Origin of the sequence: Aestuariirhabdus haliotis, assembly GCF_023509475.1 — a bacterium.
GTDB lineage: Bacteria > Pseudomonadota > Gammaproteobacteria > Pseudomonadales > Aestuariirhabdaceae > Aestuariirhabdus > Aestuariirhabdus haliotis.
In genome coordinates this window covers 36,110-62,210 of sequence record NZ_JAKSDZ010000001.1, presented here as the reverse complement: position 1 = coordinate 62,210, position 26,101 = coordinate 36,110, and the positions used below count along the sequence as shown (strand labels likewise).

Below are 26,101 nucleotides of genomic sequence, written 5' to 3'. Positions count from 1 at the left end.
GCCAGTGTCTGCCAAAGACCCGCAAACCATCGTCGCCGAAGCGCGTAAAGCCCGGGAAGAGCGGGAGCAAGGTTACCGAGCCCGGGCGTTAAAAATGTATCCCTGGGTGTGCGGGCGCTGCGCCCGGGAGTTTAATCGCACCAATCTGAGTCAACTGACTGTGCATCATCGTGATCACAACCACGATAACAACCCTGCGGATGGCAGTAACTGGGAACTGCTGTGCCTCTATTGTCACGACAATGAGCATTCCCGTTATGTTGAGTCAGATTACGGCAGCGCAGAAACAGACTCTTCGGTCGGCGCCGCGACCCATAACCCTTTTGCCGGGCTGGCGGACATGCTCAAAAAAGGCGCCGACAAGCCATAGTCTTGATGACCTGGCCTGTCGAGCCCCGGTCGGTTAGGCCGGATTAATTGTACGCGCCCGATGAGTAGTGCAGCTCATAGCTGTGGCTGTAGATCTCGAGGATGTTGCCGAACGGATCTTCCATATAGATCATGCGGTAGGGCTTTTCCCCCGGATAGTAATAGCGAGGCTTGGCCATACGGCGCTTGCCGCCGGCGGCGACGATCTTGTCGGCCAGGCCTTCAACATCCGGGTCCTGTACGCAGAAATGGAAGATACCGGTTTTCCAGTACTCAAAGTTGTCCGCCGGATTTTCCTGATTCGGAAACTGGAACAGCTCCACGCCGATACGATCCCCGGTGGACATATGGGCAATGCGGAAGGAGCCCCAGCCGGCGCCAAACACATCGGTGCACATTTCGCCGATGGCGCTGTCATCCTCTGTAACATCGGTGGGCGGCATAATCAGATACCAGCCGAGAACTTCGGTATAAAATTTTACCGCGGCTTCGATATCGGGCACAGAAATGCCGATATGGGAAAACGTGCGGGGGTAAGTGGCAGGGGGTTGTGAATCCATGGTCGTGGTCTCCGGTGGGGTAAGAATTGAGCCTAGACTACAAAGCCTGCGAGCTAATCTGAAATTATCATTAATGATTAAAATGATAATTTACTGTTATGCTGTGTTGTGAGCGGGAGCGTTAGCTCACAACGAGTGCTTATGGGCGCAATGGCTGGATTTCATTAACAGGCTTAACGGGATACGGAGCAGATGACCAAATGGATCAGGGCACAGGGCGAATCGGCTATGACCGTTTGCGGTTTATCAGGTAAGCAGTGCGGACCCGGGGCAACGATCGCGGATGATTAATCCGGTTTTCCTGCGCACCTTTATGATGCTGGTAGAGACTCGCCATTTCACACGTACAGCCGAGCAGCTCTATATGACCCAGCCGGGGGTCAGTCAGCACATCAAAAAGCTCGAAGCGCAGCTGGGCAAGCCCCTGCTCGATCGTCATGGTAAGAGCTTTGAACTTACCAGTGCCGGCGAAAGCCTCTACCGTTATGGCCTGCAGCAGGCCGAGGCCGAAAGGGAGCTGAGCGATCGAATAGCCGGTGATGAGCGCTACGAGGGGGAGTGTAAAATAGCCTGCTCGGGTTCCATGGCGATGCAGTTCTATCCCAGACTGCTCGATCTTCAGCAGCGCTATCCCGGGTTAACCGTCAGCCTGGAAGCGGCACCCAACAGCGGCATTATTGATCGGGTCAAGAATAATCGATCGGACCTTGGCATCGTCACCCAGGTGATCTCTGATACCGCTCTTAGCCAACAGTTGCTGGGTGAGGACGAACTCTGTTTGGTATTACCCCGTGATGCCAGGGCCGACTGGAACAGTTTGATGCAGCTGGGGTTTATCAATCACCCGGATGGGCATCACTACGCTAGCCAAGTTTTAGATATGAATTTTCCTCATAATTTTGCAGGAATGAATTCTGTTCCCCAAAGCGGTTATATCAATCAAATCAGCCAGATTCTGTTGCCGGTCTCATTGGCAATGGGTTTCACCGTGGTGCCCCAATCCCTGCTCGACAGCTTTGCCGATGCACAACGTTTGAGCCGTGCCGAGTTGCAACAGCCGGTTCATGAAAAGGTTTACCTGATCCGTAAAAAACATCGCAGGTTGCCCATTCGCTACCAGTTGGTCGAGACGCTGTTACAGCAACAGTGGTTGTAAGTGTCGGGGCAATTAAAAACAGATAAAAAAGAGGCGACCCGAAGGCCGCCTTAGTGCGCGGAGAGCATAATCGTTTTAAGTCTGTTTATGACGCCTTAACGTCAGCAGGTGGTGACAATCGGTTAGGCGGCCTCGGCTTCCGAGTAACCGTGAGGAGTAGGGCGACCGCTTTCGTCGATGCTGACAAAGACGATGCGGTCGACCTGAATAATTTCAGTTTGGCTGGCCTTGTTGCGCACCACGCATTTCACGGTTAATGAGGTAGTACCAACATCGGCGACTTCCAGGCCGAATTCGACCACTTCGCCATTCTCGGCCGAGCTGACGAAATTGATCTCGGAAATATATTTGGTCACCAGACGAGGGCTCTTCATCTGGCAGGCGGCAAAAATAGCGGCTTCTTCATCGATCCAGGCCAGCAAGGTACCGCCGAACAATCGGTGGGCCGGATTTAGGTCGCCGGGTTTGATGACGCGTCGACTGTAATACTTCATGGTGCAATCCCTGTAGAGCTTGATGACTAAAAAAATAGGTTCCAATACTGCAGTGTGCTGCAGCAAAAGCAGATCCTGTTGTAAAGCGCGGTACTGCTGTTAAACGGTACCTTAAGACATAGCAGGGAGCGTGCCAGTATTAATAGCCGTTATTCTTCGTAAATGTCGTGAATGTGCACCAAGCCGGGGCTGTTTTCGAATCTGTGCTCTGCATTGAGGCCAACTCATTCCAATGGCACACTGTCTTCACCGCGAAAACCCAAACACCGGAATACGACTGACCGTGACCGCTTCAAACGATAAACCGCTGTCCACCACCGCCCTGGCCAAATCGGTGGGCAAGGAGCCGCGCGAGCTCTTTATCCTGATGGCCGACAGTGGCTGGATCGAGAAACAGGGAGAGCGTTGGCGGCTGACCTCCAAAGGCAGCTTTGAAGGCGGGCAGTATCGGCAAAGCGATAAATACGGAGAGTATATTGTTTGGCCCAAGGCACTGGTCAATCATCAACTGTTTGGGCGCTTGCCCTCGGCCCCGCTGACTGCCACTCAACTGGGCGGTAAATTGGGCATCGGGGCCAGGCTGTGCAACCTGGTGTTGGCCGAGCTGGGCTGGATCCGGCACGACCGCAAGGGCTGGTCGTTAACCGCCGCCGGTGAAGCCCTGGAAGGCCAGCAAAGAGAGAGTGAACGCACGGGCGTACCTTATGTCAGTTGGCCCGAAACGCTGGTCATGAACCCTGTTTTGCAGCGTCGGGTACAGTGGCTGATGGGGGAAGGTGAAGCCCAGGGCATGGATGGCCAGTGGCTGGCATTGGATGGTCACCGGTTGGGTTCCAAAGAGGAACTGCTGATCGATAATTGGCTGTACCTCAACGGTGTTGTGCACAGTACTGGGCATCCCCTGCCGTTTGATGGCGACAGCCTGGCAGACTTCTACTTGCCGGGAGGTCAGCTGTATATCGAATACTGGGGCTTTGATAAAACCGCCAGTTACCTGAAACGTAAACTGGAACGCCAGACGCTGTATCAACAGCATGAATTGCCGCTGGTCGAGATCACCCCGGAAGATCTCGACCAGCTGGATGAAATACTCCCGCGGGCCTTGCTCCGTTTAGGCCTGGTCGTTTGATTTAAGCGATGAACCCTCATTTAATCGTTGGGTAGAAGCCCATTGGCATAGACTTTGCCTTTCTTGTGGCTGTTATCGATTGATCAGAATGAGGTAGATACAGTGGATAAAAGTTGGTTGCTGACCAGTAAAGCCATTCGTGCGGTGCGGGAATGCGCAAAAATTATCGAGTCAGAGCGAGGAGTTAAGCTTCGGTTGTCCGAGCCGGAATTCCTTCAGCAGTTGGTCGAAAGTGTCAATATGAGCCGTAACGAATGTTTGCACTCGGCCTTTATCGATCTGGTTTCGTTGGCCGATAAAGAGCAGCGTGATGAACTGCTGGCAGGTATTACTTCAGCGCCAGCCCAACCCGAATCCCAACTGGTAGTGCCAGGTCACCCAGAAGAGATTGAATACCTGGGCAAGCGCTATCCACGCCGGCAGGCCGGTAAAGAGTTTCGCGGCCTGTACAGGGGACGTCCCGCCTACGGCTAACGGCTGCACGCAGGCTGAAGTGCTCCGTATTTTAGGGCTGGATTTGTTACCCGAAGAATAATTCCAGAAGACCAAGGCCAATCTGCCAGAGGGCCCAATAGCCACTTCGCATTGCAGAGAGCTTGCTCTACACTGGGACTTGTTCATCCTGCTCGGTATTGTCAGTGTCCTCTAACCCCTCTTCCAGTCATCACGCGCCTCCGGAGTTTGACAACCCCCTGTGCATCGCTGTGCTCGAACAGCTTCGGAGGCATCAGGAAGCCATTTCCGAGCATCAACTGATGCGTGCCCTGGAGCAAGAATTCAGTGACCTGCCAGCAGAAGCAGACAGTAACCTTCTACTATTCCGCAAGCATTTTCTGTTGATGAATGCGCTCTATCAACTGCAACAATCGTTACGACATGAAGCCTATCACCTGCGGATCTCGGCCCTGGAGATTGTGCTGGAGCCAGAACAAGCCGTAACCGGAAAGGCCGAGCTGATAGATAATGCGGCCGAACAAAAAGTGAGAGAGTATTACCTGGATTGGAATAATTTCGAGCAGGCCGATGCCGACTCGGTAGCGGAGCTATTGCGCAGTTTCTGGCGCCGCTACCAGGGGCTGGATCGGCGGCAGGAAGCGCTAAGCTGTTTGCAGCTGGATGCTACCGCAAGCGCAGCGCAGCTGACCAAAGCCTATCGCAAACTGGCGGCACAGCACCATCCCGACCGTGGGGGTGATGCAAAACGTTTTGTCGAAATTCGTGAAGCCTACGAGTTGTTGCGTCATGTACTGCCCTGATCAGGCCCTGGCCTGTTTGCTGGTGGAGGTCACCGAACAGGTGTTGTGGCAGGAAATTCAGCCCTGGCTGCGGGAGAGAGATCATTGCATCCAGCTGCGTTGTCGGGTGGGTAGCGGGCGTGCGACCTACCATAGCCAGCAGGGCGCACGGCACACCATTACCTATGGCCGGAAAATGATCACCAGTAAACGTTGCCCACAGCAGGCGCAACTATGGACCACCGCCAGAGAGATCCAGTCCCGGGGGTATTTTGGCGGACAAGCCGGATTTGCCGAACTGATGGCCCATACTTGCTGCCATGAGTTTGCCCATCTGGTGCAGTCCCTGAATGGCTGGTACCGACGAGGGTCCATTCACAACCGGGGCTTCTACCAGATACTGGATCGTATCCATCGCAGTGGCACGGCGGGACGGGTACTTGAAGCGCTCAGGATAGAAGCGGCCAGGCACTCCGTCAGTTTGACGTTCGACACCCCATCAGGTGCGCCTTCTGATTCACCACGGATAGCGATCCAGCGAGGGCAACGGGTGGGCTTTCGTTATCGTGGCCGACAAGTCAGCGGTATCATCACACGGATTAACCAGAAAACCGTTCGTATCGAACAACACGGTATCGACGGAGTAGAGTACTTCCGCGTACCGCCCTCGCAGCTGGATGTCGAAGACCAGCACGGTTAACGAATAGCGCGAATCCTACTTTTCCTCGGTGTTGTTGACAGGCGTGACCCTAAGCTCGATAGGGAACTCCTGCCGGCGAGCGATCTGGGTTACAAACAGGCGAATGGCATCGGCCATGCTCATGCCTATCTGGTCCAGCACCTGCTCGGCGTCGGCCTTGATCGAGGGTTCGATACGGGCGCGTACAATTTCGGTTTTGATGGTAGTCATAAAAGCAGTGTCCTCGGATTGAATCAGTGATTATTGGCGCGTATCGCGAGTGTAATAGCGGTCACCGTCGAAGTGACTAAAACAATCACCCAGATTGGGGTGGTTGATCTGCTGATGATCTTCGCAGGGCTCAAGATTGCGCTCAGCAACATAGGTGGTGCTGTCGGTACCATCGACAAGTACATGGTACCAGGGGGCGTCTTTCGGCGGTCGGGTGCTGGCGACTGTCTCATACCAGGCGTCATCCAGTGAAAAGCAGGGGTCTACCCCGTAGATTACACCGCGATAGTGGAAACGACGGTGATGAACGATCTGGCCCAAATCAAAATGGGCTTGGTGAGTAGTCATAGAGGATGCTCGGTCAGGTTGGGCAAGCCGGTTGCTTGCAAACAAGCGTCAGTGCTTTTTAGCAATAAGATTATAGAGCGTGAAAAGCAGGAATAGGTTCCCGGTATCAGAAAATCCGCAGGTCAATGAATATAACGTAAACGGGGTAGCGCTCTGCGAAGGCTGGCCAGAATTCGGCTCCAATCCATTCGTTTCTGCCAGGGTTCCCCATCGATCGTAACGTTGTAGCAATCAAACTGATCGCTTCGAAAGAGTTCAATTTGGTGGACCACAGACGAACCCAAGTTGTAATCGGTGATTTCGATGACGCGGTGTAACTCGGGAAGTACAGGTATATCGCTTGGATCAGAATTTTCCAGACGCTTGCGAGCCGCTCGAGCCTTGGCCAACAGAGCAACTTGTATTTGATACTTCTTGCTGCGACGATACATTTAAATAGCCTCCTACCTTACAAGGTAGGTCAAGCTTGCAAGGTACGCTACCTTGTGAGGTCTTATGAATAAATTGTTAGTGTTCACCAAGTATGGAAGCCGAAGAAGAAATTTTAGTAAATAGGTATGCCGCTGGTATATTGCATACAGATGATATTCTCGAGTTTGTTAACACGAAGCTCGATGCGGGAGCATGGTCGGATGTATTCTTAGAAATTCTTGATTACGACCCCAAAAGTTGGGTCGGAATATCTGAGCTTTTTGAGAAATATTTAAAGGAAAGAGAAGTAAATCTACCTAGCCTAGAAGAAGCAGTCAGATATCTCGTAGAGCATCATGTCAAACTTATAGCTTCGGGAAGTGTAGAGCCTTGTGGTCAGTTTAGAAAAATGCTGCAAGAAATAGATGGCTACGATTACTATAGTAAAACCAAAGATTACGTTGGTGACGACCTTGGGATTCACGTAATGTATGGATGGTATTATGAAGACTATTGTTCAGTAGAAGAAATCAATCGGGGTATATTTAACGAATCTCAGGTTTGGGTTTCTAAATATTCTAAAAAACACTAACAAAGCGCTCTACCATCGGCAGCAAGCTGCCTGGACTCACAAAAGCTGCGCTTTTGCTCGCCGGTAAGCGCGGCGTTAGAGCTCTCTAGAGTATCGGTACATGATCATATATCAGAACTATGCTAAAGAACTTATAAGTAAAATAGGCCGCCTTTCAGAGTTGACAAAGCATGCCCCCTCAGTGGGAACTTTCCATGAAAATATAGTAAGTAATTATCTTGAAAATTTTATTTCAAAGCGTTTTTCTGTAAAGACTGGTTTTGTTTTCAATTCTGAAATTGGTGGATCAAGTCCGCAAATAGATATCCTTATAATTGACGAAAATATTCCGTCTGCATACCTATTTCAAGACAAAGACTTGGTGGTGGCAACGCCTGATTCGGTCGTATGTGCAATTGAGATAAAAACCAATTTTAACAAGAATTCATTCGATGATATATGTAAAAAGTCTGCTCACTACCGGAGAGTTAATCCAAAAGGAACCAATATCATATCGCTATGCTTTAATTCCAAGGTAAGGGATGCTGAAACTGTATCGACTTGGTATAAGAGCGTAGAAATCGAGGACGATTGGTTAATGTATCCTAGCGAGATAACGATCCTTGACTCATGCATATTGAAGGCAACACCCGAACCCTTAATTAAGCCCTCCGGTGCAAGCTATATTGTCTGTAATGATGGTGTTGAGGTAAAAGAGGCATTGTTAACAACCTTTCTTTTTTCAATCATGAAAGCATGTGAACTAAAAGCTGGTGAAAATTCTAAACGAACAATAGAAGCAGTATTTGCTGGAGATTTTGATAAGTTATTCACTATAAAACACACTGTATTTAAGTATGGTAAAGGCCGAGTAGATATGGATGAATTGAATAGGCATACAGGTGAAAATATATATAGGCGCGGTGAATAAAAGCTCTAACAAATCCATGTACAGCGAGCTACTTTTTTGCCGCTTGAATTATAGCGAAAAAGACTGCCATAATTCCATAAACTACAAAGCAGCCGCGTAATGGCAGGCGTTATAACTCTCTGGAGCAGAAGTGCTAGTTTGGGATGAAACTGATGTTTTGGCCGTTTTGGAAGTCGTACCTGAGGTAGAGCCTGACGGTATTTGGCATGTCTATTCGGTTGAGAAAAATGGAGTCGAATTGCGCATATCCATTTATCAGTATGATGGTGATGTTCGATTCGAACTGTTTAATGCAGAGTCTGAGAGTCCCATGTTCTCAATGCAGCTCTTAGATTGCTCGGGGGTTAGGTGGAAGAATGACCCGGCGGGAGAGTATCTGGAGTTCGCCCCAGCCAAGTGTTTCGGCTCCAGATATGATGGTGAATCACCTATCCCTTACGGTGTTCGTGTGTACGTTAAACCAACTATTAATGTTTCATTGTTCTAGAAAAGTTATAACAATGCAGCTCACTAACTCGTCGCTACGCTCCTCGGGGACAAAGGTCACAACGCGACAAGCCGCTGGCCATTGCCCGTGGCTGCGACGTTAGTTTACCCCAGCCACCAATAACTACACGGATGTAATTATGAACAAGAAAATATATTTAATATCAACAGCATTGTTAATAATCGGCGCATTGCTTAGTACCATGTCGGGCTGGCGCTATTTTTTTAGCCCTGTATCACTCTTCAAGCTTGGAACTCTCTTAAACATTGTATTTTCAATAGGCTTGGGAGCTCTTATGGCATACATGCTTTCAATCAGGTTTCTGTCTGTATGGAAAAATAGTGTGGATATAACCATGAGAGCTAAAACTAAACATGCGCTATATATACAAAATTCTGGGCGCTGGCTCGTATATGGCTATTATGTATTATTCCCGCTGCTACTGATCCTAATGTTCTTTGGCGGTCCAGTGAAAGCTGAGATTAAGTTCTTATTCTTTCCTTTATTAAAGATTTTTCCAATAGGGTATATTTTATTCGAAATGGCTAGATTGATTGACTTCGATGCTCGTCTAAAAAAGAAAACTAACAAGGTAATCTAGTACGTACGGCCAAAAAAAAAGTGGCCTTCACAGGGCGCGCGTCTCTAATCGCGGCGTTAGATAGCTGTGTTAGCCACGAAAAGTAGACACAGATTGTGCGTGTAAATAGAAGATTATATACAGATCTGAAAGCATCAATTGGTTGTGGTTTTCTCTCTTAATCTTTCATGTAAAAAAATATAAGGAAAGGGACCTGGATGGTCATATAAATCGGAGGAAAAAATATTTGTAGAAGAAGGTCTGTATGCAGTCGATGCACAGATGGTCTAAGTTTTAATCCCATATTATTTCGATCAAAGTTGATAAATGAAGCGATATATACAAAAAGGAATTAATACTGTAAGTCCACTTATGGATAAAGCGGTAGAAGGAATAACATCTAATATTTCTACGATTAAAAAAATGGTTGATGGTCTACCAATTTTTATATCTTTAGAGACCTCTGAAAAATATTCAATCGAAGAATATGATGAAAAGCACTATTTCGTTATTCCATACGAATTATCTGACTATAAGTTTGCTTTGCATACAACAAGATGTCTTCCTACAGGCGTTCCTGAGATAAATGATCTACCTAAAAGGAGAATATTTCATTTCGCAAATGAACATGCTGAGCTGGCATTAAAAAGTTATATGCTTAAGAGTGTAAATGAAGATATTCACGATAAACACAAAGAAAATCCGAACACGCTTGAATCGCTTGCTAACGACATTGATGCTTTAGACAAAAAACTGACCTATGGAATGCTGCTGGTTGGTGGCGTTACAGCAATATTTAATCCACTTATAGGTGCTGGCATTGCAGTCAAAGCTCTACTTCCTGGTGCAGCTAGTTTTGTCAATAAATATGGGGTGAGGCCAGCCGGGGAAAAGTTAAGCAAAATTCAGCTAGAAAAAGACGTGCGTAAAGCTGAAGAGGGTGTTGCTAAGCAGTTTGAAGATTCAGATACTTTGCGTGTGGTAAACCCAATTCTTCAAGAATTGGAGTTTTCATTAAGAACAAGTGAAAGTGAGCATGATCCTTTAACTGATCCTAATCTCGCGAATGGTAGTATTCCAGAAATAACACATGAGCGATGGCGAGAGCTTACGGAAGTTGCAATCTGTCATGTATACAAAGAAGTATACGAAGATTCATCTCAGCATAAAAAAGCAAAGTTAGGCCCTGAAGATCTGAGGTGGTTAAAAATAATGTTTGATACAGTGCCGAGCTAAATAATTGTTGCGACTGTTTGCATGATACGTGGACTGAAATGGATACATTTACTTTGAATTCTTTGATCCCTTGTTATGAATTCGCCTAACACATCGTATTATTTACCTTAAGAGTTAAATCTTGAAGTGAATCAAAAAAGCATTTATTCAAAATTCTTTACATGGGATAAAGGCCGTCAGAATACTGGCTATGAAAAAATGCTCATAGCCAGTGGTCGCTGGCCAAATCCATTTGATGTTTACATCCTGAGGTTTTCTGAAGGTGATGAAATACCTCTGCACGTTGATAAGGTTAAGAACGGTGAACACTATCGGTTGAATATTGTGCTGTGGTCGGCGAAAAGCGGTGGAAAATTTATTTGTGCTAATCCAATTTATGAAAGTAACAGAGTAAAGTTCTTTCGATCTGATAGTTCAGAACATGCCGTGAGTAAGGTAGTTAAAGGCCGTCGGTATGTGATGAGTATTGGTTGGGTAAAAAGTACAAAATAAGGATGTGTTGAGGGTCACATTCTGGTGATTCTATTGCGTGGCGGTTACGGACTGACTGCGAAGGCGAGAGCAATTTGTTATTGTTAGCGTCCAGATTACGTAATGAGCTGCCAATAAAAGGACTTTGATATGAGCGAGATTCAAACCATTAATGTCAATAAGGTGGAAGTGAAGCTTGCAGACACAGATGACCCGCTAGCACAAAAAATCAGTTGGAATCCGGCCAAGTCGGGTGGATCCAATTTCAAGACTCAGAAGATGACGGTTGAAGGCAAGCGGGTTGTTATCGAACGCTCTATCGGCGCCATACTGTTCTCGCTTATTTTCGCTATACCCGGCACTCTGGCCGTTGTGCTTGGAGTACCTTTTTTCCTCTTTGATGGAGAATACTTCGGTGCTGTTTTCCTGCTGGTGTGGGGCGTGATGTTTGGTGGTGCCGGCTATTATCTTTTATTAAGTGGGAAAAAATTTACCATCGATAAAGATCAGGGGGTGTACTATCGAGGTAAAGCCTACGACAAAATGAAAGCGTTGCCCGAAGATGTTCAGGGTCGAACACGGGAAATACATGCGCTACAGCTAATCAGTGAAAGGGTGCGTTCCAGATCAAAAAACGGAGGAACCAGCACGTACTTTAGCTATGAGATGAATCTGGTCTTAAGAAATGGCGAGCGGATCAATATTATGGATCACGGTAAGGGTAACGAGGTGGAAAAATCTGCCATCGAAATTGCCGAACTGCTGCGGATTCCTGTTTGGAAAGCAGAATATTGATATTGGATATTTTCTGAATGATCGCTGCATTCGTCAGGCGTTTTTGCGGACATTTCCTGGTTGTCTTTTTGCTGCTGTCAGCGGACGCTTATGCGAAAGAATGCGTTGTTTTGCTGCATGGACTGGCTCGTTCATCGACTTCAATGGAGGCTCTGGAAGAGCGCCTGACGAGCACTAACTACGATGTGGTCAATGTCGATTATCCTTCACGCGAAATGCCAATCGAACAGTTATCAACGTTGGCGATCGAGCAAGCCTTGTCGTCGTGCCAGATGCAGCAGGCGTTCCCCGTTCATTTTGTCACCCACTCTTTGGGTGGTCTATTGGTCCGCTATTATTATTCGCATAACAGCACGAATGGGCTAGGCCGGGTGGTTATGCTGGGGCCGCCCAATCAAGGCAGTCAGGTGGTCGATCACCTCAGAGCCTTGCCCGGGTTCGAGTTTGTCAATGGCCCGTCTGGTATGCAGCTGGGGACTGATGCAGACGGTATGCCCAGGCAGCTGGGTCCGGTTAACTTTGAATTGGCGGTAATCGCGGGAACGCAATCAATGAATCTCTTTCTGTCGTTGTTTCTTCCTAATCCCGACGATGGCAAAGTTTCTGTTGCAAACACCAAGGTTAAGGGGATGTGCAGTTTTGTAGCCCTGCCAACGACTCATCCCTTTATGATGAAAAATAATGTAGTGATCAATGAAGTTGTCAGCTTTTTGCAGGCTGGACGATTTGAACATCCAGATGCAGTTAATATCAGCGCAGCGAATAACTGCGGGGAGCGTTAGGTACTATCAATCAGCCTGGTAATGGCTTGTTCACCTATTATGACAATGTTCGATGGCCTCTGAGGGTGCATCAGTAGATGTTCATAGATGGAATCGTCCTGAGTAGTTTTAGTCTACAAGGAGTAGAACAATGGATTACCTGATCTCTCTGGCCACTGATCCGGCTATCTGGGTAGCGCTGATTACCCTGATTGCAATGGAAGTCGTACTGGGTATCGATAACCTGGTATTTATCTCTCTGGTGACGAATAAGCTACCGCCGGAACAAGCAGTGCGGGCGCGACGCATTGGTATCAGCCTGGCGTTAATCCTGCGCCTGGGTTTGCTCGGCACGATTGCGTTTATCGTTCAGCTGGTCGAACCGGTGCTCTGGTTGTTCGACCATAGCTTTTCCTGGCGTGATCTGATTCTGATTGCGGGCGGCCTGTTTCTGGTCTGGAAAGCGACACGAGAAATCCATCACAACGTCGATCCGGACCCGGATCTGGAAGCGGGTGGCAGCCTCGCCACCACCTCGAGCTATGCTGCAGTTATTGGCCAGATACTGGTACTCGATCTGGTGTTTTCCATCGATAGTATTGTAACGGCAGTGGGCATGACGCCGCACTTGCCAGTGATGGTAATAGCCGTAGTGGTTGCTGTCACCGTGATGCTGCTGGCGGCGGATCCGCTGGCCCATTTTATCAACCGTAACCCCACGATTATTATGCTGGCGCTGGGGTTTTTGTTGTTGATTGGTACCACTCTGATTGCCGAAGGCTTTGGCGTTCATGTGCCCAAGGGATATATCTACGCGGCGATGAGTTTTTCGGCGTTGGTCGAAGGGTTGAATATGCTTGCGCGCAGAAGGCGACAGCAGCGAGAGAGCGATTAGTCCTTTCCCTACAGCAGGAAAGGCGGCACAGCTAAGCTCTTAACTCTATTGTTGGAGAACAAGGAAACTGGCCTTATTTGGGAGTAGGCTAATTTGGCAAGCCAAAAGGGAACCTGGGCCAGGTTTAAGGGCTGATAATTGTTTTATGATGGCAACGAATCCACTGTGCACTGCTTGCAAGGAGGTTTGTATGTGCTGGAGATTATGCGCTGTGGCGTGTCTATTGGTGGCTCAACTGGGGGTTGCCGAGGTGGTACCAGGGCAAGCTCTGCCTCAGGATACGGTCGAAACAGCAAACAGTACGGATCCCCGCCAGCTGGTGACCATGCCGGAAGAGGCTCGCGAGATGATGCGCAAGGATATGCTCGATCATCTGGCGGTTATCAACGAAGTGCTCGGCTATATGGGCGACAATAATCTGGATGCCGCTGCCGAACTGATGGAGATGCGTTTGGGACGCAGCTCGATGGGCAAGCATCGTGTCAGGGGAATGGGCCCGGGTCGTTTTATGCCCTTGGAAATGCGTAACCTGAGCTGGTCCATGCATCAGTCCGCGTCGGAATTTGCGTTGATATCCAAGCAGGGGGATCTGTCCGGCGCCTATAAAGCGCTGCAAAAAGTGACAACCAGTTGCGTGGTTTGCCATTACAGCTACCGTGCTCGCTAGTCGGTTACCGAAGCGTTCAGCTGAGCCAAATGATTGACCAGCTGGCGGGTCAGGCTGGTATCCGACACGTTGCCCGGCCAGCAGGCGAAAACCGGCATGGTTTCCACATGCCAGTGAGGTAGTAATTCAATCAGCTCACCCCGTGCCAAAGCAGCCTTGACCAGATAATTCGGAGGCGTTGCTACTCCCGCCCCGCTGAGGCACAGCTGCGTCATAGCTTCGACGCTGTTGACGATCAGGTTGCTGGTAAAGGAGACTTCGACCGAAGCCCCATTGGCATGCTGCAAGCGACGATAGTTGGGCAGCATCGCCAGTTTGATCCAGTTCCAGTCACCCAGCTCACTGGGTTCGGTGGGTAGGGCTCGTTCACCAATGTGATCGGGTGAACACACCAATATCCGTTCCACCGATCCTATGCGTTTCGAGCGTAAGGCGCTATCGGGCATGGCGCCGGCACGAATGGCCAGGTCGAAGCCATCGGCGATCAGGTCGATGCGGTGGTCGGTGTAGAGAATGTCGAGCTCCACTCTGGGAAATCGTTGACTGAATCTGGCGAGTTGCTGATTCACCGGGGCGCGCGCCAACGCCGAGGGCAGGGTGATTTTCAGGCGCCCTGTGGGGTCCTCAACACCACTGGCCACTTCGCTAATACCGCTCTCAATGGCGCTCAACATTTTGCTGGCGTGGCGATAGAGAATTTCCCCTTCATGGGAGAGCGACAGACGGCGTGTGGAACGGTAGATCAAGGCAGTACCGATACGTTGTTCCAGCTGGGTAATGTGATAACTCACCACCGAGGGTGAAAGGCCCAGGGATTGCGCTGCGCGGCGAAAGGAGCCCAGTTTTATCGTCTCTGCGAAGATGGCAATGGCGCGAAGATCGTCGATCATGCTTATTCAGGTTCCTAAAAGAGGTTAAAAATAGAGAGTGGAGCTGTTTACTGGGGTGTTTGTTGCGCTGGCGGGCGGGGATGCAAAGCAGCGTGCTACTCGATGAATAATAAAACCATTAAACCAAATAATAGAACAATGAAATCAAATTAAACCATCTAATAGGTGTTAAGGGGCGGTGCTAGGCTGAAATTCAGATTCAGGAGGAATCATGTCCCTACTTATTTCCATGTCACTGTTTTCGCTGTCCATGTCGATTTCACCCGGTCCGGTGAACATCATCACGCTCTCTACCGGTGTCAATTATGGTTTTCGAAAAGCCCTGCCCTTTGTTTCTGGTGCCACGGTGGGCTTCACGCTTTTACTGCTGTTAATTGGCCTCAGTGTTGATCTGATTGCCAGTTTCAGTGGCCGGTTTTTACATCTTCTCAGTTATGCTGGCTGTGCCTTCATCCTGTATATGGGTTACGGCATCATGACCTCCAGTGGAGCGATTTCGGCGGCGCATGGGAAGCTACCAACCTTTCTTCAGGGGGCCGGTCTGCAATGGTTAAACCCCAAAGCCTGGGCCGCCTGCCTGGCAGGTGTCTCGGCGTTTAATCTGAGTCAATCTTACGAATTGTTGGCGATGTTCGTGATGATCTATTTTGTTATCTGCTACCTTTCCATCGGCAGCTGGGCGTTGCTCGGTGACAGGTTGACCGGGGTGGTCGGCAAGGAGAAGAACATTCGTCTGCTGAATAGGGTGATGGGAGGCGCGCTCATTCTGGTGGCGCTACAGTTATTATTGATGCCGCTGTAGCTCGGAGCATTACAGGCATCGAACGAAGAGGGTGGTAGCGGTAATCTTTCGGTGAGCTTAATAGCAACGATACGCTGCAGGCGTTCAGTGAGGAAGATATTCGTGGAAGAGTCCTGATGGCCCATTGTGATTACCAAGTGTCGCAATGGGCCATCATGTTTTCGATGGTCAGGCTTGTGCGGTGTTACTGCTGGGTATTTCTAATATGCGCCCGCTCAGCCAGGTTGGTCCATTTGCGCACCGATTTCAGATATCGGTTCTGGCTCTTGATAATCTTGGCCGCCAAACGATCTTTTTTGGCCATGCCGTTTAACAGGATGGTGTTGGTACCACGCAGTTTGGACATGACCGCCGGTGGAAAACTCAACACCTGAATTTTCGGGAAGGCATCGGTGATCAAACGCCAACTCTTGCCGTTCTCATAGGTAGACTGAACATACATGTCGTAGGCGGCGGTGCGCATGGCGATAATGAGAATTTCCTGAAGATCCTTCGGCAGTTTTTTCATCACCTGTTTGTTGATCAGGAACTGCAATTCGGCAGCGGGTTCGTGCCATCCTGTGTAGTAATAGGGAGCCACTTTATGCAGCCCCATATCCCGATCCATAGCAGGGCCAACCCATTCCACGGCATCGAGTTTTTTACTGGCAAAGGCATCGTAGAGTTCAGCGCTGGAAATATTGTCGACGACGTCGGCGCCCAGCTGCTTGAATATTTCACCGGCAAAACCCGGGACGCGCATTTTGAGTCCCTCAAGGTCTTTCACCGAGGTAATCTTCTTGCGAAACCAGCCACCCATTTGGTTGCCGGTATTGCCTCCGGGGAATGACATCAAATTGTGCGGGCTGTAGACCTTATCCATTAATTCCATGCCGCCACCATGGTAAAACCAGGCGTATTGTTCCGAAGCAATCATGCCAAAAGGCATGGTGGTGAAGAATAACGTGTTCGGTACCTGATCTTTCCAGTAATAAGAGGCGGAGTGCCCCATATCGTATTGGCCGGATTTGACCATATCAAAGATGCCGTAAGGCTTTTGATGGTTTGACGCAGGAACAATATTGATTTGCAGCCGACCATCCGACATCAGCGACACCATCTTGGCAAAATTACGTGTGGTATCGGCAAAGATGGGCATGTCCGAATCCCAGGATTGTGCCAGGCGCAAGGTATGGTTATCGACTGCCAGAAGAGAGTTGCTGACCAAACACAGCGCAGCGACAAAAAAACGAATCAAATTTTTCATGGTGCGCTCCTTTAGCGTATTTCGTTAGCCGATTCGAGATAAGAGAAATCGGATATCTCTGTCCAGGCGCGCACTTGGGACAGATAATCTTCCTGAGATTTCAGGATCTGCGCCGAGAGTTTATCTTTGGCTGACTTTTTCAATAACAGTTTGTGGCTGGCAGCCTGCATGGCTTCCAGTACCGGTTTGGGGAAGTTTTTCACACGTATGATGGAATAATTTATACGCAGGCTACTCCAGTTTTCTGCGCTTTCATGGGTGGCCTGTATATACATATCGTAGGCACTGGAACGCATCGCAACGCGCAATATTTCCTGAAGGTCAGCGGGTAGAGAATCGAACGCTTTTTTGTTCACGATAAAGTTCAACTCGGTCGCAGGTTCGTGCCAGCCGGTGTAGTAGAACTGGGCACTCAGGTGAAGGCTTAGTTTAAGATCGAGCGAAGGGCCAACCCATTCGACGGCCTGGATGCGGTTGTCCTGCATCGCACCAAGCAGTTCACCGGCCGGGATATTGGTTGGAATAACGCCGAGCTCGGCCATAACTTCACCAGCGAAACCGGGCACTCTCATTTTCAGCCCTTTGAGGTCATCCAAGGAGCGAATACGGGTTTGAAACCAGCCACCCATTTGGCTGCCGGTATTACCACCGGGGAAGGAGAGGAGCCCGTGTTTGGCGTAGACCTGCTCCATCAGTTCCATGCCGCCGCCGTAATAAAACCAGCTGTATTGCTCGATGGGCAACATACCAAAGGGCATGGTGGTAAAGAACAGCGCGTTGGGATCTTGCTTGGCATAGTAATAGGAGGCGGAATGTCCCATCTGGTATTCGCCGCTCTGGACCATATCCCAGATGCCAAGGCCTTTACCGTGGGTGCTGGAAGAGTCGATCTCGATTTTGAGTCGGCCATTGGACATCTCATGGACGCGTTTGGCTAACAGTTCAGAAACATCGCCAAAGATCGGGAATCCTTCAGACCAGGTTTCGGCAAGACGGAAAGTATATTCGGCAGCCAAGACCTTGGCCGGTAAACTCATAACGCCAAGTAACAGCGCAATACATATTTTTATTTTCATCGGGCTATCCAGTACCGCAGTACTTCTAAACAACTGAAACAACGCAGCGGTAACCCAGAGCAAAGATCATCTTTGAGTGTGGCATGAAAGATGCCGACTCTATAATTATATGATGTATCAGTTAACTGAGAATTATCGCTGATCCCTTAAATGTAAAATTTACTCACAAATGCAGATAAATTTTGCAAGCTCAAATACGCTAACATGTCTATTGTTCTAACATCTATCGAAAAATTTGCTGGCCAGTTTTGGTTTGTGAAAAACGCTGATTTTTTTCTGGCACGAACGTATTAAAGAAGTGTTTTGGTACAATTGTTTCACTCTTCTGCTTTGCCATGGTGGTAAAAAACGTGAAGCAATGAGTTTGAAAGTAGCACGTAGGTACAGCTTCTATAAAAGCGATTAGAGTAAGCAGTAGAGAGTTAATAGAGCCCGGAAAAACACTCCTTGGCCTCCGTAAATATCGCTTTGACAGTCAACACAAAACGCAATGCTGGTAGAATCAGGCGAACGATAAATCACGAAATAAGCTGTAATATAAGGGTTATTTCGAACGGATGCGGCTGATTGTTATTGGCCCAGGTAAGAGATCAATCGCCAAGGGAACTCCTGGTTTGATCGGCGTTGTTTCCAAAAAAAGAGATTATGAATCTCTGGTGGGGAGAACATTATCCAAAATTTATTGGCGGGAAAACATCGAGTGGGTAGCGGATGGATTTAAAAAAACGGCCATGGCCGTTTTTCAGGTTTGTCTCCTTTTGTTCGTGGATAACTGAAGCTGGAGTGCTGGCGGATTTGTAAGGAGATGAAAGCAGTGTGTAAAAAATTGATGCTGACGTCGGTTTTCTTGCTTGCCTGTATATTGGTAATACCAATGGCGTCATATATAAAGCCACCAATCTGCGCGGATGGAAGAATGCGACGCAGATGTGAATATCTCTAGGGTGAAAATAATTCTGCCTGTGCGTCGGGTAGATACGTATTCAGGCGGCCATTAGCGATCTCATTGCCGCGCTCAAGAATCCGGCAATTAAACAATCCCATGCCTTCGCTCAGGTATTCTTGATGCGCCTCTATAATGAGTTCGCATCCCAAGGCAAAAAAAGGCCTGGTGCTATGATAGCGGCGCGAGCCAATAAGGTACCCCACCCGGACTTCCTCCCCTCGGTTCAGGCAATGATAGCCACCAAATAGAGCGATGGCCTGAGCCATGAGTTCGATCCCCAATGAGGCCGGCAGTTGTCCTTGCTCCGTGATAAAGGGATTGTCGTCATGTAGCACCAGTGAGCAGCGAACGTTGGCCTCATCGATGGCGAGCAGACGCTCAACCATGCGCATCGGCGGCTGATGTATCAGGCAATCATTGACGGGAAAAAGATCAGGGTTCATAAGGAGCCTCTTGCTGATGCCAGTCCAGGGTGTCAATAGCGAGCTGATAGTCCCGCTGGAAATGAACATAAGTCACAGGGCCTTGTAACCGGGTTGGCGTCTGATAATCGATCTGAATCAACAGGCTGCCCCTGTCCCAGATTTGGCGTTGCAAAGCTGTTTCATAGAGACGCAACCCGTTGGCAAGCAACATCTGTTCTATTTGCGCAGAGCTCCAGTAACAGAGCATCAAATCGAGCAAGAGATTCTCGGGCGCGAATGGCAGTTTGGTCAATCCGCTACTGTCACTGGTCAACTGTCTGCCGTCATAGTTCAGGTTAAGCAGTGGCACTCCCAGGGGCGTTAATGCGGCCAGGGCGAACTGCTGTGGAGCGGCTTCGAAGGTTGCCAGAAACTGTTCGTGTTTGTTGCCATATTGAACGGCGACCAGCTGGTTTGCCGATAGACCGCTCAGGTGGGGATCAAGCCCGGGCAACTGTACCGAAACTCCCCGTGCAAGGGATGCGAAAGTGGGGGGAGGTTCTGTAAGAGCAGCATCCTGTATCGCCCTGGGGGTTGAACATGCGGATAAAATAACAACCAGCAGAGACGCCAGCAGGGAACCTGGGCAGCGCAAACGATACTGAGAGTGACGAGGATTCAACGTTCTGCTCCGGTTTGTCGTGGCATCGCAAAGGGGGCCAGTAGATAGGCGACTAGAATCCCCACCAACAGTGTTTGCCCGAAGGCGCTGATGGCAGGAGTGTCACTCAGGCTGAGTAAACCAAACGAGAGCAATGTAGTAATAGCCGCCAGGGTGACTCCTAACAATGTGGTGCGCCAGTCATGACCGCGTTCGGCAAAAAATACCGAATAATCGATGCTGATACCCAGCACCAACAATAGCGCCAGAAGATGGAAAAGATTGATCGGTTGACCCATCAAGCCGTTGATGCCCAGCGCCAGTGATGACGCGAGCACCGGGACTGTAATAACTTTCAGTGCTTGTGTAAGGGGATAACGCATGCGCAGCAGCAATAAAATAGCCCCATAGGCGGCGATCAATAGCAGGCTGATTCGGTAGCGATAACGCGCGAGAATGTCCGAGGTATCATCGGCCTGGCTGACAAACTGGGCATTAGTGATCTGGGCCGCGAGAGTTTTCATGGTTTGATGCAGTTCGGGGGTAAACAACAACACGCTGGCCACGCCGTACTGACCATTATCAATCCATAAATGGTTAAGCTGCTCTCGCAGCGGGCCATTGTTCAACGAATCAATATCCAGAGCTTTGATCGGCGATTGCTGAGCAATGGATGCCGCAGTGGTGGCAATAGCGGCATCGGTATAGCCGGCGTCTCCTAGCAAGCGGTGCAGCTCCTGTTCAACCAGTTGATCGGTCAGGGCGCGATTCTCACGCTGCCTTTTTTGGCTGGCCACATAGCGACCGACCGAACGAACCTGGGCGTTACCAGAGCGACTGGATGGCAGTTGGTCGAGCAAGGCTTCTTCGGTTTGCAGCAACGCTTCATTGGTCGCCGCGGTGAGCACAATATAGCTATGATCCATTCGATTGCCGGCATAGGTTTGCAGTTGATGATCCATAGTCTGGATTTCCGGGTTCAGCGGTTGTAACTGGCGAACGTCGTCATCTGCATGCAATAGCAACAAGCCGATCAGGGCTAAAACCGTCAGCATCATCAGCACTATCCGATGCTGAATGGCTGGGCGTGTTGCCCAGAACCGCATCAATGGCTGGTACAGGTACACCAGGCCATTATTGTGATAGGAAGGCTGGGGACGTAGAAGGCTGGGATAGACCAGAACCACCGTCAACCAGGCGACCAGTAAGCCGCTACAGGAAAACACGGCCAGTTGTTGCAGCCCTGGAAAGGGGGTGGCTAATAAAGCGCTGTAGCCTAGCAGGCTACTGATCAACCCCATCCCTATGGCGGTTATGATTCGACCGAGTCCATCGAAGGGGCGCCAATGAGGACCCCCCTCGTTCTGTTCGGCAAAAAAATGGAATGCGTAGTCGATCGACACGCCAATCAGGCAGGCGCCGATCACCAGCGTGAACAGGTGGATCTGGCCAAAGATGAGCAATGTACATATTAAGCCGGCGAGTATGCCGCTGCCAATTGAAAGCATGGCAATAAAGAGCGGGCCGAACGAACGAAAAACCCAGAGAATCAACAGCATGACGCCGCACAGAGAGCCCAGCCCGATGGTGGATATCTCTTCTCGTGCGCTCTCGGCACCCGCCGCGGCATAGAAGGTAGCACCGCTGCGCAGAAGCTGAACGTTGGAGCCTTGCTCGCTGGTAAATTTGTCCAGCGTGGCCAGCAAGCGGGACTGGGTTGACAGGTCAAAGGGATCGCTGGCGAGCGTGGCGCGCAACAAAATGCCATAGCGATTACCGGCAGAATAGACCAGCATGTCTTCATCAAGCTGGAGCTGACCACCAGGGGGTTGTATAGAATCCAGATAGCGACCCAACAGGCCAAAAGGGTCGTCATTGAACTGCGCAGCGGTAATGCCGGAAAAGGGGTTGTAGAGATTTTGCAGCGCCGTTTCACGTAGCTCCGAACCCTCTTGTTCGAGCAAGCGTTGCCGATCATGCCGGCTTAACAGTTGCCAGCGGTAGGGATAGTAGAGCGCACCCACTTGTTGCTGTTGGTTAAAATCGATGCGTAGCTGAAGTCGTTCCAGTAGCTGGCTGTCGAGCAACTTGGCTTCTAACGCCAGGGCGGCCTGGCGTGCACTGGTTTTCGAATCACTTTCGACCATAAACAGGAGTTGGCGGGAAAGCTGACTGGAAAATCGTTGTACCGCTTGCTGAACCGCGGGTTGCTGCTCGGCATGGGGCAGTAGTTCCAGCATGCTGGTTCTCGGCTTAACGCCCGTGTTCAGTAAGACGCTACCTTGCCAAACCAGCAACAGCATTAACAGTAACCAGATCAATAATCGGGCGGGTTGCCAACGCGGATTGAGTAAGGGGGACAAGGTGATTTTCATAGTATCAGGGTTGATACTGCTTCAGTTCAGCATCGGATAATGGAAGCTGGTCGGTACTGAGATTTTTGAAGTGGATGTCGATACGCCCACCGCTGCTTTCGATCATGGTGAGTCGCGACAGTTGATCCTGTCCTTCGATGCGAATGGCTTCAATGGCTCGACGCATCGGTTCCTGGATTGGCTGTAACAATAACCCCTGGTCGGTATGCTCAATACGAAAATCCTGCCGCAACCTTGCCCAGTCACCGCCCAATAATGACTGAAAGATCGCCACAAAATAAAAGGGCGCGGGGTTCTGCACCGGGGTCAGTATTTGCGGTGCTTTATCGGCCACCTGCTGGATCAAGCGTTGTTCAGAAAACACCAGACGAGTACGAAAGGGTGCTTGCTGTTGCCAGAGAAAACCCTGGTCACGGGACAGGATAAATTGCCCGGAAGATCGTAAGGGGTTGCTCAGGTTGGGCAATGTGCGAAGCTGCATAAACTCGCCGCGCAGGGTGCGATAGTTTTGCAGTGAGGCGAACCGATTATCGATTAACGTCTGGCTGCTGGACTCGGCCGTGACCAGACCTGAACCGGCCAGCAGCCAGGCGATCAGACTGACCAGCAGCAGCCAGGCTTTCATAACGAATCCCTGATGCGCTGCAGTAATACCTCTGGGGATTGCAGACATAGATTCCCCTGGCCATCGACGGCAACTTGAACGCTGTGACCTCGGGTGAGTACCTGGCTGTGGTCGGCGTTATGGATCAGGTAATCAATCTTGATGCGGTTTTCATATTCCGACAGCTGTGCGCTGACATGAATCTGATCGCCAAATTGACAGGAGCGCACATACTTTAAACGCAGGTCGACCACTGGCCAGCTGTAGCCGCTCTCGGCCATTTTCAGATAAGTGAAATCAATTTTTTTGAGTAATTCGCATCGGGCCAACTCAAAATACTTCACATAATGACCGTGCCAGGTTATGCCCATCGGGTCGGTATCGAAGAAGGGAATTTCAAGTTTCAGGCTGATGCCCGGCAATTCCTGACCGGTGACAGCATCGATAACGGGTTTAAGGCGTTTTGCGCTCATGGTGTGGTCTCTTGGTCAGGGCGTGCCCAGAAGTCGAAAAAATTGAACCATTGCAAAGGGGCTCGCAGACAATAATGCTCCAGTCGACCGGCATAGTCATCGACGGCTTGTTGCAAGGCTTGCGTGCGCTCTTTTCTTGGCAGTACTAACTGGTCGCGAAAGGGTTCGAAGAACATGTCGAAACCGGTATCGTTGCGCAGGCAAAACAGTAAAATCACAGGGCAACGCATCAGCGAGGCGAGTATAAAGGGCCCCTGGGGGAACGAGGCCTTATCGCCCAGAAAAGTGCTTTCTACGATGCGCTCCTGGGCATTGGCTGAGGTGCGGTCGCCGACAATCACCACCAGCTCACCCTGATCGATTTTCTCTTTCAGGGTCACCGCCAGTGCCGGGTCAAACTGGCTGACCTGTATCAGGTTGAGGGATGCGTCAGGGTTGAGTTCCTCTACCACCTGATTGAAAACCAGCGCGTGCTCGGTAAACACGATGGCGTTGGCGGTAAGACCGGGAACCCGTTCGCTAAGGGCGCGACAGATTTCCAGATTGCCAAGGTGAGAGCCTAATATCAGTACCCCTTCACCGCGTTCGAGGGGTTGGGTCAGGCAGGCTTCGTTATGAATGCTGAGCGAATCCATACCGATGTCGCCAAGCCACACCGACATTTTGTCGAGCATCGCCTGGCCAAAACTGTAAAGATGGCGAAAACTGGTTGTGGCATTTGCTTGTGGTACGGTTACCCCTTTCGGTCGGGAAAATCGTGCCAATCGATCCAGGTAATCTCGGGAGGCTCGGCGGGCATTACCTGCGAATAGAAAGAAATACAGCATGACCGGAAACAGCAAGATATTGAAAACCCGGCGACCACAATAGCGATAAACCTGCAGCATAAAGCGGATCCCCAACCGGCTACCGCGTTCGCCCAAGTCGGACCAGTGCTTGCTCTTCGCTTGCTGATTCAATGAAGGGCTACTGCCGGATCGATGGCGGGTCAACAACGCAGGAATGCGCTTCAACATGCCAAAAAACAAGCGACTGTGCATTTTCGAAATAAGCCAGTTATCGTGCCAGCCACTGAAGTGGGAAATGCCATCCTTGGGATAGGTCACTCGCGTTGGAAACTGGATGACGTCGACCCCTTGCCAATAAAGCCGTACCAGGATTTCAATATCGAAATCCATTCGACGTCCCAGTGCGCAACGGTCCATCAGTTCGATGCAAGGGGCCAATGGGTAGGCGCGAAATCCACACATGGCATCGCGGATCGAAAAGGACAGGGTTTCGATCCATACCCAGAAATGAGTAATGTAACGGCTGTAATAGCGTGCCTTGGGCACCGACGCATCGTACATCGGACGGCCACTGATCACCGACAACGGGTGGGCATGCATTTGCTCGATCAAAACCGATACATCCTCACTATTGTGCTGACCGTCGGCGTCAACCTGCAGAGCGTGACTGAAACCCAGTTTCCATGCCAGGCGCATGCCGGCCATAACGGCGCCGCCCTTACCCTGGTTGCTGGCAAGGCGGGTCAGTTTGACCTGCTCAGATCCCTGTTCTATGCGCCGCAGTTCGGTGGCGGTTTGGCTGTTGCTACCATCATCAACCAGAATAACCGTAAGCCCGTATGCACTCACCGACTGGACCGTCGTCGCTATGGTGTGCGGATGGTTATACACCGGGATCAGTATGCAGGGGTTCAGTTCGCGCATTTAATGGTCAGACTCGGTTAGGGTAATCCGCCCGCTGGACACATCACCCTTGGCGTTAAGGTACTGGAACCAGAGTTGCTGCTTATCGCGCTTGTACTCGAGCTTCAACTCAAGGTGCTGTCCGGGGAGTACCAGCTGTTGAAATTTGACCCGCTGCATGCCGGAAAAGGCTCCCGTCACAGACAGTATTTCTTTCGCGTAATGTTCTGCCCATTGCAATTGCACCACCCCGGGCAGAACGGGTTGATCGGGGAAATGACCGGCGAACCAGATCAGCTCGCGAGACATTTTCAGCACCAGAGTGGCCGTGTTGTTGTCCATGGCAATGATTGATTGTTCGGGGTATTTCATGATGAATGCGCTATAAAAAGGCGGCGATAAATCCATTCGCCAGCGGCCAGAGTGGCCATTAATCCATAAGCAATTAACCCGTTATACAGCGTCCAGTGTTCGAGACTGGCATAGAGAGCGGTATACAGGGCAATGCTGCCGTTGACCATAAAAAACAGACACCAGATTTGTGTCACCCTGCGAGTATAGCGGACGCCCGATTCCGGCAGGTCGGGATCTTGCAGGCGGGCAATGCGTTCAACGAAGGAGGGGCCATGGCGCAGGCTGAGGCCAAACAAAATCAGCATCAGAGTGTTTACCGCCACAGGGTAAAAGCGAAACGGCAGATCGCTATTGGCTAGCAGGGACAGTGCCGCTACAGCGATACCGACGAAGGCAATCGCGCGGGTCGAGGTGGTGATGGCCAGGCGGCGGCCCAGCAGTAGGCGTGCGGAGAATAGAACCAGCAATAACCAACCCAGATGGGACGGTTCCCAGTAGCTCAGTCCCAGATAAACAGCAATGGGGTAGAGTACGACCAGTACCCCCAGCAAAAGGGAAAGCAGGCGCTCCACA

33 protein-coding genes are annotated in these 26,101 nt (G+C 50.1%); 17 read left to right on the top strand and 16 right to left on the bottom strand.

The genetic code is table 11. The annotated features are described in order from the left end of the window. The first annotated feature begins 4 nt into the window (after positions 1-4). Positions 5-370 carry a YajD family HNH nuclease gene (locus tag MIB40_RS00340; protein WP_319941597.1) on the top strand — a complete coding sequence of 122 codons (366 nt, stop codon included), beginning with the start codon at positions 5-7 and terminating at the stop codon, positions 368-370. A 43-nt stretch (positions 371-413) separates the two neighbouring features. Here the strand turns inward: MIB40_RS00340 and MIB40_RS00335 are convergent, their stop codons facing one another. After that, positions 414-929 carry a lactoylglutathione lyase family protein gene (locus tag MIB40_RS00335; protein ID WP_249689551.1) on the bottom strand — a complete coding sequence of 172 codons (516 nt, stop codon included), beginning with the start codon at positions 927-929 and terminating at the stop codon, positions 414-416. 283 nt (positions 930-1,212) lie between these two features. Between MIB40_RS00335 and MIB40_RS00330 the strand changes: the two genes are divergently transcribed. After that, positions 1,213-2,085: a LysR family transcriptional regulator gene (locus MIB40_RS00330; protein WP_249689549.1), complete on the top strand. Its 873-nt coding sequence runs from the start codon at positions 1,213-1,215 to the stop codon at positions 2,083-2,085. 122 nt (positions 2,086-2,207) lie between these two features. On the opposite strand, the gene MIB40_RS00325 is transcribed toward MIB40_RS00330, so the two are convergent. Then, positions 2,208-2,579, bottom strand: coding sequence for an acyl-CoA thioesterase (locus MIB40_RS00325; protein ID WP_249689547.1), 372 nt, complete (start codon positions 2,577-2,579; stop codon positions 2,208-2,210). Positions 2,580-2,862: 283 nt separating this feature from the next. On the opposite strand from MIB40_RS00325, the gene MIB40_RS00320 reads away from it, so the two are divergent. The 4 genes from MIB40_RS00320 (at position 2,863) to MIB40_RS00305 (ending at position 5,643) form a co-directional block, all read left to right on the top strand. Then, the gene (locus MIB40_RS00320; protein WP_249689545.1) at positions 2,863-3,708 is read left to right on the top strand and encodes a PDDEXK family nuclease; all 846 of its coding nucleotides are present in this window, start codon (positions 2,863-2,865) and stop codon (positions 3,706-3,708) included. Positions 3,709-3,810: 102 nt separating this feature from the next. Continuing rightward, entirely contained in the window at positions 3,811-4,182 is a 372-nt protein-coding gene (locus MIB40_RS00315) for a hypothetical protein (RefSeq protein WP_249689543.1), read from the top strand. A 164-nt stretch (positions 4,183-4,346) separates the two neighbouring features. Beyond that, positions 4,347-4,964 (top strand): DNA-J related domain-containing protein, encoded by a 618-nt coding sequence (locus tag MIB40_RS00310; protein WP_249689542.1) that lies wholly within the window; start codon positions 4,347-4,349, stop codon positions 4,962-4,964. Beyond that, complete coding sequence (locus MIB40_RS00305) at positions 4,951-5,643, top strand: hypothetical protein (RefSeq protein WP_249689540.1); 693 nt, start codon at positions 4,951-4,953, stop codon at positions 5,641-5,643. Before MIB40_RS00310 ends, MIB40_RS00305 begins: the two co-directional genes overlap by 14 nt. A gap of 15 nt (positions 5,644-5,658) precedes the next feature. Here MIB40_RS00305 and MIB40_RS00300 read toward each other — a convergent pair whose 3' ends face one another. The 3 genes from MIB40_RS00300 to MIB40_RS00290 all read right to left on the bottom strand — a co-directional run bounded on the left by MIB40_RS00300 (position 5,659) and on the right by MIB40_RS00290 (position 6,632). Next, positions 5,659-5,853: a type II toxin-antitoxin system RelB/DinJ family antitoxin gene (locus MIB40_RS00300; RefSeq protein WP_249689538.1), complete on the bottom strand. Its 195-nt coding sequence runs from the start codon at positions 5,851-5,853 to the stop codon at positions 5,659-5,661. Between the two features lie 30 nt (positions 5,854-5,883). Next, on the bottom strand, positions 5,884-6,201 hold the full coding sequence (hspQ, locus tag MIB40_RS00295) for a heat shock protein HspQ (RefSeq protein ID WP_249689536.1): 318 nt from the start codon (positions 6,199-6,201) through the stop codon (positions 5,884-5,886). A gap of 122 nt (positions 6,202-6,323) precedes the next feature. Beyond that, entirely contained in the window at positions 6,324-6,632 is a 309-nt protein-coding gene (locus tag MIB40_RS00290) for a hypothetical protein (protein ID WP_249689534.1), read from the bottom strand. Between the two features lie 92 nt (positions 6,633-6,724). On the opposite strand from MIB40_RS00290, the gene MIB40_RS00285 reads away from it, so the two are divergent. From MIB40_RS00285 to MIB40_RS00245, 9 genes are all read left to right on the top strand, one after another. Then, a complete protein-coding gene (locus tag MIB40_RS00285) occupies positions 6,725-7,204 on the top strand; it encodes a hypothetical protein (protein ID WP_249689532.1) in 480 nt (159 codons plus the stop codon). Positions 7,205-7,304: 100 nt separating this feature from the next. Further along, complete coding sequence (locus tag MIB40_RS00280) at positions 7,305-8,114, top strand: DUF6602 domain-containing protein (protein WP_249689530.1); 810 nt, start codon at positions 7,305-7,307, stop codon at positions 8,112-8,114. Between the two features lie 626 nt (positions 8,115-8,740). Then, a complete protein-coding gene (locus MIB40_RS00275; protein WP_249689528.1) occupies positions 8,741-9,202 on the top strand; it encodes a hypothetical protein in 462 nt (153 codons plus the stop codon). 306 nt (positions 9,203-9,508) lie between these two features. After that, positions 9,509-10,417, top strand: coding sequence for a hypothetical protein (locus MIB40_RS00270; RefSeq protein WP_249689526.1), 909 nt, complete (start codon positions 9,509-9,511; stop codon positions 10,415-10,417). A 126-nt stretch (positions 10,418-10,543) separates the two neighbouring features. Next, complete coding sequence (locus MIB40_RS00265) at positions 10,544-10,909, top strand: 2OG-Fe(II) oxygenase (RefSeq protein WP_249689525.1); 366 nt, start codon at positions 10,544-10,546, stop codon at positions 10,907-10,909. Positions 10,910-11,038: 129 nt separating this feature from the next. Further along, positions 11,039-11,683, top strand: coding sequence for a hypothetical protein (locus MIB40_RS00260; RefSeq protein ID WP_249689523.1), 645 nt, complete (start codon positions 11,039-11,041; stop codon positions 11,681-11,683). A gap of 17 nt (positions 11,684-11,700) precedes the next feature. Next, a complete protein-coding gene (locus tag MIB40_RS00255) occupies positions 11,701-12,465 on the top strand; it encodes an esterase/lipase family protein (RefSeq protein ID WP_249689521.1) in 765 nt (254 codons plus the stop codon). Positions 12,466-12,595: 130 nt separating this feature from the next. Next, a complete protein-coding gene (locus MIB40_RS00250) occupies positions 12,596-13,339 on the top strand; it encodes a TerC family protein (RefSeq protein ID WP_249689519.1) in 744 nt (247 codons plus the stop codon). 190 nt (positions 13,340-13,529) lie between these two features. Further along, the gene (locus MIB40_RS00245) at positions 13,530-14,006 is read left to right on the top strand and encodes a hypothetical protein (protein ID WP_249689517.1); all 477 of its coding nucleotides are present in this window, start codon (positions 13,530-13,532) and stop codon (positions 14,004-14,006) included. Here the strand turns inward: MIB40_RS00245 and MIB40_RS00240 are convergent. Then, positions 14,003-14,896 carry a LysR family transcriptional regulator gene (locus MIB40_RS00240; protein ID WP_249689515.1) on the bottom strand — a complete coding sequence of 298 codons (894 nt, stop codon included), beginning with the start codon at positions 14,894-14,896 and terminating at the stop codon, positions 14,003-14,005. The two genes, MIB40_RS00245 and MIB40_RS00240, sit on opposite strands and share 4 nt — an antisense overlap. Positions 14,897-15,107: 211 nt before the next feature. On the opposite strand from MIB40_RS00240, the gene MIB40_RS00235 reads away from it, so the two are divergent. Continuing rightward, on the top strand, positions 15,108-15,698 hold the full coding sequence (locus MIB40_RS00235; protein WP_249689513.1) for a LysE family translocator: 591 nt from the start codon (positions 15,108-15,110) through the stop codon (positions 15,696-15,698). 184 nt (positions 15,699-15,882) lie between these two features. Here the strand turns inward: MIB40_RS00235 and MIB40_RS00230 are convergent, their stop codons facing one another. Together MIB40_RS00230 and MIB40_RS00225 are read right to left on the bottom strand one after the other, a co-directional pair. Continuing rightward, entirely contained in the window at positions 15,883-16,944 is a 1,062-nt protein-coding gene (locus MIB40_RS00230) for a TRAP transporter substrate-binding protein (protein WP_249689511.1), read from the bottom strand. A gap of 11 nt (positions 16,945-16,955) precedes the next feature. After that, on the bottom strand, positions 16,956-18,020 hold the full coding sequence (locus tag MIB40_RS00225) for a TRAP transporter substrate-binding protein (RefSeq protein WP_249689509.1): 1,065 nt from the start codon (positions 18,018-18,020) through the stop codon (positions 16,956-16,958). A 557-nt stretch (positions 18,021-18,577) separates the two neighbouring features. Between MIB40_RS00225 and MIB40_RS00220 the strand changes: the two genes are divergently transcribed. Continuing rightward, positions 18,578-18,796 (top strand): hypothetical protein, encoded by a 219-nt coding sequence (locus MIB40_RS00220; protein ID WP_249689507.1) that lies wholly within the window; start codon positions 18,578-18,580, stop codon positions 18,794-18,796. A 163-nt stretch (positions 18,797-18,959) separates the two neighbouring features. Here MIB40_RS00220 and MIB40_RS00215 read toward each other — a convergent pair whose 3' ends face one another. The 8 genes from MIB40_RS00215 to MIB40_RS00180 are packed head-to-tail and all read right to left on the bottom strand — an operon-like array spanning position 18,960 to position 26,100. Then, the gene (locus MIB40_RS00215) at positions 18,960-19,409 is read right to left on the bottom strand and encodes an ApeP family dehydratase (protein ID WP_249689505.1); all 450 of its coding nucleotides are present in this window, start codon (positions 19,407-19,409) and stop codon (positions 18,960-18,962) included. Beyond that, positions 19,399-20,052, bottom strand: a complete 654-nt coding sequence (locus tag MIB40_RS00210; protein WP_249689503.1) for a DUF3261 domain-containing protein — start codon at positions 20,050-20,052, stop codon at positions 19,399-19,401. The genes MIB40_RS00215 and MIB40_RS00210 overlap by 11 nt, the downstream gene beginning before the upstream one ends. Continuing rightward, positions 20,049-22,406 (bottom strand): MMPL family transporter, encoded by a 2,358-nt coding sequence (locus tag MIB40_RS00205; RefSeq protein WP_249689502.1) that lies wholly within the window; start codon positions 22,404-22,406, stop codon positions 20,049-20,051. Before MIB40_RS00205 ends, MIB40_RS00210 begins: the two co-directional genes overlap by 4 nt. Positions 22,407-22,410: 4 nt before the next feature. Then, the gene (locus tag MIB40_RS00200; protein WP_249689500.1) at positions 22,411-23,031 is read right to left on the bottom strand and encodes a LolA family protein; all 621 of its coding nucleotides are present in this window, start codon (positions 23,029-23,031) and stop codon (positions 22,411-22,413) included. Then, entirely contained in the window at positions 23,028-23,483 is a 456-nt protein-coding gene (locus MIB40_RS00195; protein ID WP_249689498.1) for an acyl-CoA thioesterase, read from the bottom strand. The genes MIB40_RS00200 and MIB40_RS00195 overlap by 4 nt, the downstream gene beginning before the upstream one ends. Beyond that, positions 23,480-25,195: a glycosyltransferase family 2 protein gene (locus MIB40_RS00190; RefSeq protein WP_249689497.1), complete on the bottom strand. Its 1,716-nt coding sequence runs from the start codon at positions 25,193-25,195 to the stop codon at positions 23,480-23,482. Before MIB40_RS00190 ends, MIB40_RS00195 begins: the two co-directional genes overlap by 4 nt. After that, positions 25,196-25,546, bottom strand: coding sequence for a 3-hydroxyacyl-ACP dehydratase FabZ family protein (locus MIB40_RS00185; protein WP_249689495.1), 351 nt, complete (start codon positions 25,544-25,546; stop codon positions 25,196-25,198). Then, positions 25,543-26,100 (bottom strand): COG4648 family protein, encoded by a 558-nt coding sequence (locus MIB40_RS00180; protein WP_249689493.1) that lies wholly within the window; start codon positions 26,098-26,100, stop codon positions 25,543-25,545. Before MIB40_RS00180 ends, MIB40_RS00185 begins: the two co-directional genes overlap by 4 nt. Position 26,101 lies beyond the last annotated feature (1 nt).

Bases quoted from the DNA above. Each gene is read 5' to 3' on its own strand.
- MIB40_RS00335 (WP_249689551.1), bottom strand. From the start codon at position 929: ATGGATTCACAACCCCCTGCCACTTACCCCCGCACGTTTTCCCATATC.
- MIB40_RS00330 (WP_249689549.1), top strand. From the start codon at position 1,213: ATGATTAATCCGGTTTTCCTGCGCACCTTTATGATGCTGGTAGAGACT.
- MIB40_RS00325 (WP_249689547.1), bottom strand. From the start codon at position 2,579: ATGAAGTATTACAGTCGACGCGTCATCAAACCCGGCGACCTAAATCCG.
- MIB40_RS00305 (WP_249689540.1), top strand. From the start codon at position 4,951: ATGTACTGCCCTGATCAGGCCCTGGCCTGTTTGCTGGTGGAGGTCACC.
- MIB40_RS00300 (WP_249689538.1), bottom strand. From the start codon at position 5,853: ATGACTACCATCAAAACCGAAATTGTACGCGCCCGTATCGAACCCTCG.
- hspQ (WP_249689536.1), bottom strand. From the start codon at position 6,201: ATGACTACTCACCAAGCCCATTTTGATTTGGGCCAGATCGTTCATCAC.
- MIB40_RS00290 (WP_249689534.1), bottom strand. From the start codon at position 6,632: ATGTATCGTCGCAGCAAGAAGTATCAAATACAAGTTGCTCTGTTGGCC.
- MIB40_RS00285 (WP_249689532.1), top strand. From the start codon at position 6,725: ATGGAAGCCGAAGAAGAAATTTTAGTAAATAGGTATGCCGCTGGTATA.
- MIB40_RS00280 (WP_249689530.1), top strand. From the start codon at position 7,305: ATGATCATATATCAGAACTATGCTAAAGAACTTATAAGTAAAATAGGC.
- MIB40_RS00275 (WP_249689528.1), top strand. From the start codon at position 8,741: ATGAACAAGAAAATATATTTAATATCAACAGCATTGTTAATAATCGGC.
- MIB40_RS00270 (WP_249689526.1), top strand. From the start codon at position 9,509: ATGAAGCGATATATACAAAAAGGAATTAATACTGTAAGTCCACTTATG.
- MIB40_RS00260 (WP_249689523.1), top strand. From the start codon at position 11,039: ATGAGCGAGATTCAAACCATTAATGTCAATAAGGTGGAAGTGAAGCTT.
- MIB40_RS00255 (WP_249689521.1), top strand. From the start codon at position 11,701: ATGATCGCTGCATTCGTCAGGCGTTTTTGCGGACATTTCCTGGTTGTC.
- MIB40_RS00250 (WP_249689519.1), top strand. From the start codon at position 12,596: ATGGATTACCTGATCTCTCTGGCCACTGATCCGGCTATCTGGGTAGCG.
- MIB40_RS00245 (WP_249689517.1), top strand. From the start codon at position 13,530: ATGTGCTGGAGATTATGCGCTGTGGCGTGTCTATTGGTGGCTCAACTG.
- MIB40_RS00240 (WP_249689515.1), bottom strand. From the start codon at position 14,896: ATGATCGACGATCTTCGCGCCATTGCCATCTTCGCAGAGACGATAAAA.
- MIB40_RS00235 (WP_249689513.1), top strand. From the start codon at position 15,108: ATGTCCCTACTTATTTCCATGTCACTGTTTTCGCTGTCCATGTCGATT.
- MIB40_RS00230 (WP_249689511.1), bottom strand. From the start codon at position 16,944: ATGAAAAATTTGATTCGTTTTTTTGTCGCTGCGCTGTGTTTGGTCAGC.
- MIB40_RS00225 (WP_249689509.1), bottom strand. From the start codon at position 18,020: ATGAAAATAAAAATATGTATTGCGCTGTTACTTGGCGTTATGAGTTTA.
- MIB40_RS00220 (WP_249689507.1), top strand. From the start codon at position 18,578: ATGCGGCTGATTGTTATTGGCCCAGGTAAGAGATCAATCGCCAAGGGA.
- MIB40_RS00215 (WP_249689505.1), bottom strand. From the start codon at position 19,409: ATGAACCCTGATCTTTTTCCCGTCAATGATTGCCTGATACATCAGCCG.
- MIB40_RS00205 (WP_249689502.1), bottom strand. From the start codon at position 22,406: ATGAAAATCACCTTGTCCCCCTTACTCAATCCGCGTTGGCAACCCGCC.
- MIB40_RS00200 (WP_249689500.1), bottom strand. From the start codon at position 23,031: ATGAAAGCCTGGCTGCTGCTGGTCAGTCTGATCGCCTGGCTGCTGGCC.
- MIB40_RS00195 (WP_249689498.1), bottom strand. From the start codon at position 23,483: ATGAGCGCAAAACGCCTTAAACCCGTTATCGATGCTGTCACCGGTCAG.
- MIB40_RS00190 (WP_249689497.1), bottom strand. From the start codon at position 25,195: ATGCGCGAACTGAACCCCTGCATACTGATCCCGGTGTATAACCATCCG.
- MIB40_RS00185 (WP_249689495.1), bottom strand. From the start codon at position 25,546: ATGAAATACCCCGAACAATCAATCATTGCCATGGACAACAACACGGCC.